Genomic DNA, 11,781 nt, shown 5'->3' with positions numbered 1-11,781 from the left:
CGTAAAAGCCCTACCGTTGGCACACATCGTGCTTGGAGATTTGGACACCCTCCACCCAGAGGAGCACGCGTGTTCAACATCACTGTCGGGCTCATCGGAGAGAGCAGCATGAAGACGGGCACCCTGGCATCGCGCGAAATCGCCATCGGGAGGGACCCAGCGAACGATCTCGTGCTCGACAATGGGAGCGTCTCCCGCACCCACTGCAGACTGGTCGCCATCGAGGGAGCCACCATCGTGTTGGACGAAGGCTCGAAGAACGGAACCTGGCTCAACGGGAGGCCCGTGGCCCACCCCTGCGTGCTGAAATTCGAGGACGAGCTGGTCATCGGCCCGTACGTCCTCCGGGTGCAATCACTGGTGGGCCGGGGACTGTCCACCGCGCCCCAGGAGCTGGGGGTCCGTCCATACCCAGGGCCTTCCCAGGAGTCCGGCGAGGCCCGGGAAAACACGGTCGTGTCCCGGGGTCTGTCCACGCTCGAGGAGCGCCGGCAGGCACTGCGCTGGCTGATGCTGGAGCAGGGCCCCAACCCCCGGTTCGACGAGGTGCTGCGCGCCGCCCTGAAGGATTCCGACCTGGAAGTGCGCATGACGGCGGTGCTGGCGACCGCCCGGTTGCGGGCCCGTGACGTGCTGCCCGCCCTCCAGTCCTCGGATCTGCCCACCCTGTTGCAGGAGGTGGACGAGCCGCGCGAGCGCCGTTTCCTCGAGGCGCTCTGGCAGGGGGTCATCCGATACCTCCAGGAGCGCCGTCACCCAGGGGACAGCGTGCCGGGGAGGGACCCTCTCAAGCCGCTGTGGAAGCTGCTGGCCGGGGAGCTGGAGGTGTCGGACCCGGCTTCCATGCTGCTGTACTCGCTCACCACCGCCCTGAGCATGGGCAAGATGCCCCGGCAGCTGCCGCCCGGCGTGGTGCAGCAGGACGGCCGCTTCTACCTGGAGCGCTCGGGGCTGCCGCTGCGGTGGATTGCCCCCGTGGAGCACCTGCTGGGCGCCAACCCCGTGCGCCGGGTGACGTCCCCCGGCTTCTTCGTGGCTCAAATCCCCGTGGACCGACGTCTGGCCAAGTGGGTGGGTAACCCACAACCCACCCGTGTCGAGCTTGACCACGAGCAGGTGTGGCTCGGCTCCTTCAAGGAGGCCGAGCGGCTGTGCGAGGAGCTCTCGAAGATCGAGAATGCGCACATCCGCCTCCCAAGTGCGGACGAGTGGGAGATGGCGGCACGAGGAACGGACGGGCGGCGCTACCCGTGGGGCAACCTTCCCCAGGAGGACTGGGAGGAGTGCGCCTCGCCGTGGGGCGTGGAGTACCTGGTGGGAGACGTGCCGGAGTGGACGCTGGAGCACGAGACGGGCGCGCAGCTGCTGCGCGGCGGAGTGGAGGCGCGCACGTGGGTGCGGCACCCCGTCTACGAGGGCGAGGAGGAGTTCGCCGCGGCGCTGCGCCCCGTCATCCCCGGCGTCTGAGGGGCGCTCACAGCTCGCGGCCGCCAGGACACAGCCCGTGTTCGCGGGCCCGTTGCTGTGTTTCCGGGCCCGCGGTGAGCCACTCGCGCACCGCGGAGACCCGCTCGCGCAGCGCGGGGCTGGCCGCCGCGTGCTCCAGCCTCGTCACGTCGTGATCCGTCAGGGCCCAGCTCAACGGGGCCGTCTCGCCGAGCTCGAAGATGGCGGTGGTGAAGAAGCACGGCTCGCTCACGTTGAGCTCGTCCTGCACCAGGCTCAGCAGCGCGTCGTTGCGGAAGGACATGCTGGACTCCCGCGCCCGCAGCACCGCCTCCAGGGGTGACGTCAGCCCACCCAGCAGCCCGTCCTCGGGGGCAACCTGCAGCTTCGTGCGCCGGCCGTTGCCGAGGTGATCGCGAATCTGGATGAGCACCACCCCCGAGGTGCACTCGCGCACCCACTCGCGATGGGCGTGCAGCCACTGCACCGCCAGGTCCACCCCGTAGTTGTCGTAGTAGCCCGCGTCCACCACGCGCACGCGCGGCGAGGTGGGCAGCGCGCTCGCCGGGCTGACGTAGGGGAAGGACGCGCTCATCCGCGCCGCGGCCGCCACCGGGAAGGCCCGCTGCTTGAGGGGGAAGAGCTGGAAGAGCTGCACCCCCGAGAGGGACAGCCGGGACAGCGCCTTCTCGCGGGGCTCGTCGCCGTTGCGCTCCACCACCAGCGAGCTCGCCTCCGAGGACGTCAGCGCCGACAGATCCAGGTTGCTCACCAGCAACCGCCGCCCGTCCTCCACCAGCATCGGCGAGTACACCAGCGAGGGCAGCCAGCCCTCCGCCTCGCCCTGGCGCAGGTCTCCGAAGGTGCGGCTCAGCAGGCCGTCCGTGTGCCGCCCCCAGGCGCTCTCCAGCGCCCGGCCGCGGCCCTCGCCGAAGGGCAGCATCAGCGCGATGGCCGCCGACGACAGGCTGTCCTTCTGCATCATCGTGGGCAGCACGCTCGGGTCCGCCATGCCTCCGGGATAGAGGCCCGCCACCCAGGTGCCCGCCCCCACCATGCCACCCGAGGCTCCGGTGACGAGGCGCACGTAACGGTGGAAGCCCGGCACGCCCTCCGGCCCCTGCAGCCTGGAGAGCACGTGCGCCGTCCACGCCGCGGCGCGGATGCCGCCTCCGCTCGTCGACACCAGGGCCAGCCGAGGCCTCGGCCCCGGCTCACAACGAGGCACCGCCTGCCCCGAGGCGAGCTGCACCTCGCCCTGGGCGGGCCACACCGCGCCGGGAGGGGGCTCCGCCCGCATGCGCGCCAGCCACGCGTCCAGCACCGCCTCGTCGCCCAACAGCCCCGCGTCGCGGGGAGACGCGAGGCTCGTTCCCGCGTACGCGGGCGGCTGGGGCAGGGACAGCTCGTCGTAGGAGGAGACGTCCGCGCAACCCCTCCCGGCGAACACCACCAGGACGCCCGAGACGAGCAACGCGCCCATGTGCCGCTCGGGGAAGAAGAAGCGGACGGCGCCGTAGAGGGCACCGACCAGGCCGATCGCCACGCAGATGACCACGGCCGGTGACACCCACCCGTGGTTGCCCGTGAAGGCCACGTGCGCGGCCACCAGCAGGTAGCCCAGCAGGAAGACGGCGAGCAGCCCTGCCTGGAGCACGTGCAGCACCACGATGAGCGTCGAGCGCCTGCGGAAGAACGTCGCCTCTATCCACCGCAGCCACGCATGGCGCTGCCGGTCCGACTCACACCAGCGCTGCAACCACTCGGCGCCGCGCGTGAGCAGCAACGTGACGCCCAGGGCGGACAGGACGCCGAAGAGGAAGGCGAATTGCCGGTCGATGAGGCACGGGATGCTGAGCACCACCAGCCAGGCGGGATAGGTGCCCGTGCGGAAGAAGTACCAGCGGACGGAGGGCGGAACTCCCCCCGGCTTGCCCCGCCGGGGCGCCAGGGCCCACTGCTCGTCCGCGTCCAGCAGGAAGCCGACGAAGCACAACTGCCCCAACAACATCGCCGCCATGAAGCCCGCGACGAACGTCACCCGGGGCACGTCATGGAGGAAGAGGCGCGGCAGCCCCATCGACTCGAACCCGCCCCAGACGATGCAGACGGGCAGCAACTGGAGCGCCACCAGCAGCGGGTAGCGGCCCAGCCACTCCACCACGGGACGCAGGGGCTGTGCCGTCTCGCCGCGCCACCAGGACCGGACCCGTTCCAACGCCATGGACACAAGCCTGCCCCAGAACGGCACCCGCATGGAACGCGGGGAGGCTTCGACTGTTCACCGCCCGGCCGGTCCCTCGGGGAGCCAGAGCAGCTCCAACCCGAACTCCACCGCCTCGAAGGGCTCGGCACGTACCCGCTCATCCCCCGTGTGCGTCGCCACGAGCAGCCAGCCCCTGGCCTCGCGGCGGAGCACCTCCAGGGTGCGGGCGAGCGGATCCACCAGCCACACGTGGCTCACCCCCTCGCGGTGGTAGAGCGGCAGCTTGCGCGCGCGATCCATGGACTCGGTGGACGGAGAGAGCACCTCGCACAACCAATCCGGCGCCACCTTCATGAAGGGCTCATTGCGAGCAGGCGGCTTCGGCAAGCGCTCACGGCGCCAGCCCGCCAGGTCCGGCACCAGCACATTCCGGCCAAAGTGGATCTCTGGTTCGAAGAAGATCCACCACCCACCGGGCCCGCCCCGCCCCAGATCGAAGGGGCCACCCAATTCCACACCGAGCACCGATGTGACCCGGCCATGTCCCATCGCCGGCCTCGGCGAGGCCACCAGCTCATCCTCGATGATCTCCCCCACCCACCCCACCGGCAGCGCCTCGATGTCCTCATAGGTCGCTGGCTTCTTCCCCTTCCCCATCTCCGTCCTGCCTCTCCGGGCAACGCCGCCCCACTCGACTCCAACGGTATCCTTTCAACCGGTGACCGCTCAAGTCAAGTCAGGGTCCCCTCATCCCGGCACGGCACGGAGCACTCAGAAGCAGCGCGTGGCGCCCTGGGCATCGGGGCGGGGACGCCGGGCGAGCGGGAGTCCCTTCCGGACGAAGACGTTGTAGTGCCAGATCCACCCCTCGGTGCTGGGGTCCGAGGGCTGGCCGCAGAGGAACTCGTACTCGTCGGCGAAGTTCGGGGCCTCGAAGAGAGCCCGGTCCTGCTGGTAGGCCGCGCGCAGGGGCAGGGGCCCGCCGTCCTCGCCCCGCAGCCGCTCCTCGAGAATCCAGGGCAGCTCGCCATTGAGGCGCAGCACCACGAACGAGGGCTTGTCGCCGAGCACCACCCGGGCGATCTCCCGGGAGCCGGCGGTGTCCGGGAAGAAGAGGTGGCCCTGGTAGGTCCCCCGGCTGGCGTTGATCACCCGGGCGATCCGCGCATCCGTCAGGCCCCCCGTGTCGATGACACGCAGCGCGTTGCCATAGGCCACGGCCCCCACATCGAGCATCGCCACCGAGGCGCCCGGCCCGCCCACGGACGAGAGCCAGGTGCCGAGCGGCTCGCGCGCCAGGACCGAGGCGCCGGTGTCGATCCGCACCTGCGTGAACACCTCCCGCCCCTGGAGCACCGCGGGAGGCAGCAGGGCCGCGGCCACGAGCAGCACGAGACCCACCCGGGCCGGAGTCCGCGAGCCCTCACGCATCCGCTCGCCGAGCAACCGCCAGAGCAGCACGAGGGCGGTGGCGGTCGCCACGGCGGCGATGGGCACCAGCGGGACGAGGAAGCGGAAGTGGGGAATCCAGTCCCCGCCCACGGAGGCGATGTACGCGGCCCACACGGTGAAGAGCAGGGCGAGCAACCGGAAGCGCGGGTCCCCCTTGAAGGCGAGCACCCACGAGCCGAGCAGCGCGAGGTACCCGTAATGCGCCAGGCCGTAGTCCGCGAGGTAGTCCAGGCCGGAGGCGAGGCGGCCCGTCGGGTCACGCGGCACCTTGGCCAGCAACGTGTTGGGGGTGAGCGAGCCGAACCAGGCGGCCTTGTAGGCGGCGGCGGGCACCACGAGCACCAGGGTGGGCAGGGCGAGGGCCACCCAGCGGCGCCAGCGGTCGGGCTCACGGCGCCAGCGCCACAGCGCGCTCACGCCGATGAACGCGAGCGGCAGTCCTCCCTCGGGACGGAAGAGGATGGCCAGGGCGAGCGCCAGACCGGCCAGCCCCTCGTCACGGGGCGAACGGGCCCGCACGTGGAAGAACAGCCCGAGCGCGACGAAGGCGGCGAAGGGAGCGGTCTCGAGTCCATTGACGCACGCCACCGCGACGCCCGTGTGCAGCGCCACCAGCAGCCCCGCGAGCACCCCGGCCGCCCGCGAGCCGCTCAGCTCCCGGGCCAGCGCCATGCTGACCCCCACCAGCACGAGCCCGCACACGACCCCGAGCACCTTCACCGCCAGGAGCGGCTCCACGCCCAGGCGAAGCAGGGCCGCCTCGAGCACCACCATGGCGGGGCTGGTGAAACCCTCCACGCGCTCGCCCACGTTGAAGACGGGGCCGTGGCCCGCCGCGAGGTTCTCCGCGTAGCGCAGCAGGATGAAGGCATCATCCACGCGCATCGGGAAGAAGGGCAGCGTGTGGAGGACGAGCAGGAGCCCGAGAGCGGAGAAGGCGAGGGCTGTGGCCCGGGTGTCGCGTGACATGGGGGGCCGGACGATACCAGCCCGCTGGCGAAGGGGAGTGTAAGGTGCGGCCCCGAGCACATGCCCCTCTCCCAGCAGGCCAGAATCCGTCTCGCGGTGGTGGCGGCCATCGTCGTCCTGCCGCTGCTCTACTTCCACCGGGCGAGCCTCACCGACGAGGTCTTCATCGCGCGAGACATCCTCCGGGTCTACTACCCGCTGAAGCAGTACTGGGCCGAGCGTGTCTCCCAGTTCCAGTTCCCGGGCTGGTACCCGTACGACGGGATGGGGCAGCCCTACACGGGCATGCTCATCTCCGGGGCCTTCCACCCGGCCAACCTGCTCTACCTGCTGCTGCCGTTGGGCTCGGCGCTCAAGCTCGTCACCCTGCTGTCCTACGTGGCGGCCCTGGGAGGCACGTACCTGTTCGCCCGGCTGTGGGGCATGGGACGAGGCGCCGCGCTGCTCTCGGGGCTCACCTACGCGCTGTGCGGCTACATGGTGGGCATCAGCAACAACCTGCTCTACCTCATGGCGGCCGCCACGTTCCCCTGGGCCCTCTGGGGTGCCGAGCGCTTCCTGCGCCAGCCCTCCGCGGGCCGCGCCTGCGCCACCGCCCTTCCGCTGTGCCTGGTGCTCCTCGGGGGCGACCCGCAGAGCTTCGCCCTGTGCAACGGCATGCTGCTGGGACTCGTGCTGCTGCGCCCGGGCCGCGCGGACGTGCTGCGCATGGCGCCCCGGGCCGGACTGCTCATCGTGCTCGGCGCGCTGTTGTCCGCGGTGCAGATCCTCCCGGTGCTCGGCATCCTGAAGGACGCCCAGCCCACCGCGGGTACCTTCACCCAGGCCACCCTCTTCTCCTTCCATCCCCTGCGGCTGCTCGAGCTGGCCTTCGGGCCGCTCTTCATTGATCCGGAGCTGGCCCGGGCCGCCTCCTCTCCGCTGGCGGATGAGCTGTTCCAGTCGGGCATGGGCACCTTCTGGGTCCCCTCGGTGCACCTGGGGCTTCCGGCGCTGCTGCTGCTCGCGAGCGGGCTGTGGACCTGGCGGCGCCACCCGCTGACGTGGAAGGTGGCCGGGCTCGCGCTGTTCGTCCTGGCGCTGTCGTTGGCGCTGCACCTGCCGCTCTATGGCTGGTTCTACCGGTGGGTGCCCTTCTGGAGCTCCTTCCGCTACCCGGAGAAGCTGCTCCCCTACTTCCTGTTCGCCTGCGCGCTGGGTGCCGGGGCCGGACTGGAGGGCATCCTCCGGGAGCCCGCCCTGGCCCGTCGTCTCGCCCTGGCCGGCTTCGGGCTCGCGCTGGTGTGCGGCCTGCTCGCGCTGGGCGAGTGGCGGTGGCACGTCTTCTCGGACGGGGTGGTGGGCGCCCTCTGGAAGAACGGCGACGCGCGCACCCTCGGGCTCATCCACGGCAACTTCCTCCAGGCCTCCCTGCTCGCCGCGGGCTCGCTCGGGTTGATGGGCCTGATGCTGCTCCAGGAGCACCGGCTCACGCTGCGCACGGGAGCCCTGCTCACGCTCCAGTTCGCCGTCCTCTATCTGGCCAACGAGGGCACGTACCAGGTGACCTACACGGACCTGCTGGAGCAGCCCTCGGGACTGGTGGACGTCGTCCTGCAACGGGAGCGGGACGCGGGCACGGTCCGGCCCCGGGTCTTCAGCGCGGTGAACAATCCGCTGCCCAGCCGGCTCCCTCCCGGGCTCAGCCTCCTGGATGTCACCGCCCTCGGGCTCGTCTCGACGCTCGCGCCGAACACGACCGCGCTCTGGAAGCTGGAGAGCGGCAACAGCTATCTGCCCGCGCACTCCCGGCGGCTCGGAGGGCTGCTCACCACGTTCGACTCGTTCGCCACCTGGATGGGACGCCTCTTCGGCCTCTACAACGTGCGCTACATCTCCCTGGAGGCGCGAGACTTCGCGCGCATGCGCGGCAATCCGGACGTCGTCGTCGCCGAGGATCCCCGGATGGAGGCACTGCTCATCGGCAATCCCCGCGTGCTGCCGCGCGCCTACCTGGCCACGCCCGTGTGCGTGGCGGACGAGAACGCCGCGCGCACGCAGCTCGGTTCACGCTCCTTCCAGCCCGGCCAGCAGGCCATCCTCGAGTGCACACCCGAAACGCCACGGCCCGCCGAGACTGCTCCCGGTGCCGAGAGGCTCGGCCAGGTGCGCTTCCTTCACTACGCGCCGGAGTCCGTGGAGCTCGAGGTGGACGCGCGCGCGCCGGCGGCGCTGGTGCTCAACGACGCCTGGTACAGCGGGTGGAGCGCGACGCTGGACGGGCAGCCCACGCCCATCCTTCCGGCCAATGTGCTGGTGCGCGGGGTGCTCGTCCCGGCGGGTGTCCACCGGGTCACCTTCACGTACCACACGCCCGGCCAGCGGCTCGGGGCCATCATCTCCCTGGGGACGCTGGGCCTGCTCGGGCTCGCCGTGCTCATCGAGCGCCGTAAGGGGGACAACGTCTTTTCAGGCGGACGAGTGTCCGCACCGTAGACGCAAGTCACGTTCTCGCGTCCAGCCCGCCTCCCGGTCGCGCTCTTCGCGAACTTGTCCAACAGTTGGACAACTTTGGCGAGACCGTGCCCGGAGAGGACCCTCCTGCTCTTGAGCTGAGGACAGACCCCTGCACGGACTTTCTTCGGATGGCTGGGGCAGCAGGGGGAGGTCCTGACAGGGGGGGTCCGGCCACGACGAGCAGCAACTGGTCCGACTGTTGGACCAGTTGGCACGCCGCGCGCCCGGGAGGCGTCCCGTGTCTTGCCGCAAGAGCACCCCTGCGAGAACTGACTCCACGGGCTTGGGCCCGCCGCACCCCGGCAATGTTTCGCACGTGACCCTGGCGCCGGAATGCGCTGTCCGGGCCAGGCGGGGTTCCCTACCGTCGAGCGCCGCTCATGCGCTCCGACCTCCTCCGACGTTCGGCCCTCGTGACCTGTGCGCTGCTGCTCGGCGGCTGCTTCCACCTCACCGCGGGAGACAAGACGCGGAAGGAGTTCAAACCGCCCCGGCGCATCGATCCGGCCGCCATCGCGGTGCCCGAGGGCTACCGCATCGACCCCATCGCCACCGGCCTCACCTACCCCACCGGGGTCACCTTCGATGACCAGGGCACGCCCTACGTCATCGAGGCGGGCTACTCCTACGGCGAGGACTTCGCCGAGCCGCGCCTGTTGCGCATCAATCCCGACGGCGGCCACACGGTGGTGGCCACGGGTGGACATCCGCCGTGGACGGGCGTGACCTTCCACCAGGGCGCCTTCTACGTCGCCGAGGGTGGCACCGAGGGAGGCGGACGCATCGTCCGCATCACGCCGGACGGGACACTCACGCCCATCGTCTCCGGCCTGCCCAGCCTGGGAGATCACCACACCAATGGGCCAGCGGCAGGGCCGGACGGAGCGCTCTACTTCTCCGTGGGCACCGCGACGAACGCGGGCGTGGTGGGACCGGACAGCGCGAACGCGGAGAGCATCAACTGGATGGCGCGGGCCTCCGAGTTCCACGACATCCCCTGTCGCGACGTCATCCTGCGCGGTCTCAACTTCACCAGCGCCGACCCGCGCACGCCCGACCCGGACGACACGGTCACCACGGGAGCTTTCGTCCCCTTCGGCACGGCCACGACACCGGACCAGGTCATCCGCAGCCGGGTGCCCTGCTCTGGCGCCGTCTTCCGGCTCGCGCCCGGTGCCACCGCGCCGGAACTGGTGGCGTGGGGCTTCCGCAACCCGTACGGCCTCGCCTTCTCTCCGGAGGGCCAGCTCTACGTCACGGAGAACGGCCACGACGAGCGCGGCAGCCGCCCCATCTTCGGCGCCGGGGACTACCTGTGGGCGGTGGAGCCCGGACGCTGGTACGGCTTCCCGGACTTCGTGGGAGGGCGCCCCGTCAACCAGGAGTGGTTCAAGCCCTCCGGCGCGGAGCACCCGCCCCAGTTCCTCCTGGCCAAGCACCCCGCCCCACCGCCCCAGCCGGTGGCCTTCTTCGGCGTGCACTCGTCCTCGAACGGGGTGGACTTCTCGCGGGGCGGCGCCTTCGGTCACCGGGGGCAGGCCTTCGTCGCGCAGTTCGGCGACCAGGCGCCCGACACGGGCAAGGTGATGTCGCCGGTGGGCTACAAGGTGGTGCGGGTGGACGTCACCAACGGCGTCATCCAGGACTTCGCGGCCAACAAGGACAAGGGCAATGGCGGCCCGGGCTCGCACCTGGGCACGGGCGGGCTCGAGCGCCCCATCGCCGTGCGCTTCGACGCGGACAACGGCGCGCTCTACGTCGTCGATTTCGGGGTGATGACGGTGCTCGGCGAGGACATCAAGCCCTACCGGGAGACGGGCGTGCTCTGGCGCATCACTCCCACGGGGAAGAAGGAGGGCCCATGAAGGCCACCGGCTGTCTGCTCGCGCTCACCACCCTGGCGGCCCTGGCCTCCATCGGCTGCGGCCCCGCGCGCCGGGGAGTCCCCTTCGGTCCGCCCCTGCACCTCACCGAGCGCCAGAAGCAGGGACAGGTGCTCTTCATGCGCGAGTGCAACGGCTGCCACCCGGGAGGAGCGGGAGGCCTGGGTCCGGGCATCGCCAACAAGCCGCTGCCGGGCTTCGCCATGCGCACACAGATTCGCGAGGGCGTGGGCGCCATGCCCGCGTTCACCGAGCAGATGCTCGGCGACGCGGAGGTGGACGCCATCGTCGACTACCTCAACGCGCTCCAGGAGACGCCGGGCCCCTTATGACGTGGCCGTGAGAGGCAGGAGGGGCAGCAGGTCGCCCAGCCGCTCGATGCGGGCATCGCCGTCCAGGCCGAGTCCCACGAAGCGCACGCCCGCGGCCCCGGCGGCGCCGCGATCGAAGCGCGAGTCGCCCACCATCACCGCCGCCTCGGGGGGCAGACCCAGCCGGCCGAGCGCGTACAGCACCAGGTCCGGCGCCGGCTTGGCGTGGGCCACGAGGTCCGCGCACGCCAGCACTTCGAAGAAGTCGAGCAGGCGCGCGGCACCGAGCAGCGCCCGGGCGAGCGGGGTCACGGTGTTGGTCACCAGCGCCCGGCGCAGACCGCGGGCGGCCAGGTTCTCCAGCAGCTCGTGCGCGTCCGGGTTGATCCAGACGCCGCTGGCGTGGGCCGGCAGGTGCTCCACGTAGAAGGCATCCAGCTCGGCGGGGGTGCAGCGCAGGCCGAAGACGCGCACGTCCTCGGCCGTGCCCTGCCCGAAGGTGGGCGCGAACTCCTCGCGCGTCACCGGACTGCCCCGGAAGCGCCGTCCCGCGTCCTCCAGCACCCGCAGCCAGGCCTCCTCGCTGCGGATGAGGACTCCATCCATGTCGAACAAAACGGCGCTCGGCACCATCTCAGGCCCGCGGCTCCTTCTCCTGCTTGCGCTTCTCGATCTCCCGGCGCACCTCGTCCATGTCCAGCTCGCGCACCTTGGAGAGCAACTCCTCGAGGGCGGGCGCGGGCAGGGCTCCGGCCTGCTCGAAGAGCAGGATGCCGTCGCGGAAGATCATCAGCGTGGGGATGGAGCGGATCTGGAACATGCCGGAGAGCTCCGGCTGCGCGTCCGTGTCGATCTTCCCGAAGGTGATGTCCTGGTGCTTCTCGGAGGCCTTCTCGTAGATGGGAGCGAAGGCGCGGCAGGGACCGCACCACGCCGCCCACCAGTCGAGCATGACGATGCCCTGCTTGGACACCGTGGCCTCGAAGTTCTCCTTACCCACTTCCAACGTGGCCATGGT

General features: G+C 70.9%; 9 protein-coding genes. 4 read left to right on the top strand and 5 right to left on the bottom strand.

Going from position 1 to position 11,781, the window contains the following annotated elements; genetic code table 11:
* The first annotated feature begins 69 nt into the window (after positions 1-69).
* Entirely contained in the window at positions 70-1,467 is a 1,398-nt protein-coding gene (locus Q664_RS46810) for an FHA domain-containing protein (RefSeq protein WP_043412433.1), read from the top strand.
* Between the two features lie 7 nt (positions 1,468-1,474).
* Here Q664_RS46810 and Q664_RS46805 read toward each other — a convergent pair whose 3' ends face one another.
* The 3 genes from Q664_RS46805 to Q664_RS46795 all read right to left on the bottom strand — a co-directional run bounded on the left by Q664_RS46805 (position 1,475) and on the right by Q664_RS46795 (position 6,073).
* Positions 1,475-3,670, bottom strand: coding sequence for a patatin-like phospholipase family protein (locus Q664_RS46805; protein WP_160174654.1), 2,196 nt, complete (start codon positions 3,668-3,670; stop codon positions 1,475-1,477).
* 57 nt (positions 3,671-3,727) lie between these two features.
* Entirely contained in the window at positions 3,728-4,309 is a 582-nt protein-coding gene (locus Q664_RS46800; RefSeq protein WP_043412429.1) for a Uma2 family endonuclease, read from the bottom strand.
* A gap of 114 nt (positions 4,310-4,423) precedes the next feature.
* Complete coding sequence (locus Q664_RS46795) at positions 4,424-6,073, bottom strand: glycosyltransferase family 39 protein (protein ID WP_043412426.1); 1,650 nt, start codon at positions 6,071-6,073, stop codon at positions 4,424-4,426.
* A gap of 60 nt (positions 6,074-6,133) precedes the next feature.
* On the opposite strand from Q664_RS46795, the gene Q664_RS46790 reads away from it, so the two are divergent.
* From Q664_RS46790 to Q664_RS46780, 3 genes are all read left to right on the top strand, one after another.
* Positions 6,134-8,548, top strand: coding sequence for a YfhO family protein (locus Q664_RS46790; protein WP_043412424.1), 2,415 nt, complete (start codon positions 6,134-6,136; stop codon positions 8,546-8,548).
* Between the two features lie 401 nt (positions 8,549-8,949).
* A complete protein-coding gene (locus Q664_RS46785; RefSeq protein ID WP_052519569.1) occupies positions 8,950-10,434 on the top strand; it encodes a PQQ-dependent sugar dehydrogenase in 1,485 nt (494 codons plus the stop codon).
* Positions 10,431-10,784, top strand: a complete 354-nt coding sequence (locus tag Q664_RS46780; RefSeq protein ID WP_043412421.1) for a c-type cytochrome — start codon at positions 10,431-10,433, stop codon at positions 10,782-10,784. Before Q664_RS46785 ends, Q664_RS46780 begins: the two co-directional genes overlap by 4 nt.
* On the opposite strand, the gene Q664_RS46775 is transcribed toward Q664_RS46780, so the two are convergent.
* Entirely contained in the window at positions 10,779-11,396 is a 618-nt protein-coding gene (locus Q664_RS46775) for an HAD family hydrolase (RefSeq protein ID WP_268811461.1), read from the bottom strand. The two genes, Q664_RS46780 and Q664_RS46775, sit on opposite strands and share 6 nt — an antisense overlap.
* A 1-nt stretch (position 11,397) precedes the next feature.
* On the bottom strand, positions 11,398-11,778 hold the full coding sequence (gene trxA, locus Q664_RS46770; protein WP_043412418.1) for a thioredoxin: 381 nt from the start codon (positions 11,776-11,778) through the stop codon (positions 11,398-11,400).
* Between the last annotated feature and the right edge of the window lie 3 nt (positions 11,779-11,781).

Source organism: Archangium violaceum Cb vi76 (assembly GCF_000733295.1).
Taxonomy (GTDB): Bacteria; Myxococcota; Myxococcia; order Myxococcales; family Myxococcaceae; genus Archangium; species Archangium violaceum.
The sequence above is the reverse complement of the archived record's forward strand: the minus strand, read 5'-3'. Positions and strand labels throughout refer to the sequence as shown.

Excerpts from the sequence above, each read along its gene's own strand:
- Q664_RS46805 (WP_160174654.1), bottom strand. The coding sequence starts at position 3,670 with ATGGCGTTGGAACGGGTCCGGTCCTGGTGGCGCGGCGAGACGGCACAG.
- Q664_RS46800 (WP_043412429.1), bottom strand. The coding sequence starts at position 4,309 with ATGGGGAAGGGGAAGAAGCCAGCGACCTATGAGGACATCGAGGCGCTG.
- Q664_RS46795 (WP_043412426.1), bottom strand. The coding sequence starts at position 6,073 with ATGTCACGCGACACCCGGGCCACAGCCCTCGCCTTCTCCGCTCTCGGG.
- Q664_RS46790 (WP_043412424.1), top strand. The coding sequence starts at position 6,134 with ATGCCCCTCTCCCAGCAGGCCAGAATCCGTCTCGCGGTGGTGGCGGCC.
- Q664_RS46785 (WP_052519569.1), top strand. The coding sequence starts at position 8,950 with ATGCGCTCCGACCTCCTCCGACGTTCGGCCCTCGTGACCTGTGCGCTG.
- Q664_RS46780 (WP_043412421.1), top strand. The coding sequence starts at position 10,431 with ATGAAGGCCACCGGCTGTCTGCTCGCGCTCACCACCCTGGCGGCCCTG.
- Q664_RS46775 (WP_268811461.1), bottom strand. The coding sequence starts at position 11,396 with ATGGTGCCGAGCGCCGTTTTGTTCGACATGGATGGAGTCCTCATCCGC.
- trxA (WP_043412418.1), bottom strand. The coding sequence starts at position 11,778 with ATGGCCACGTTGGAAGTGGGTAAGGAGAACTTCGAGGCCACGGTGTCC.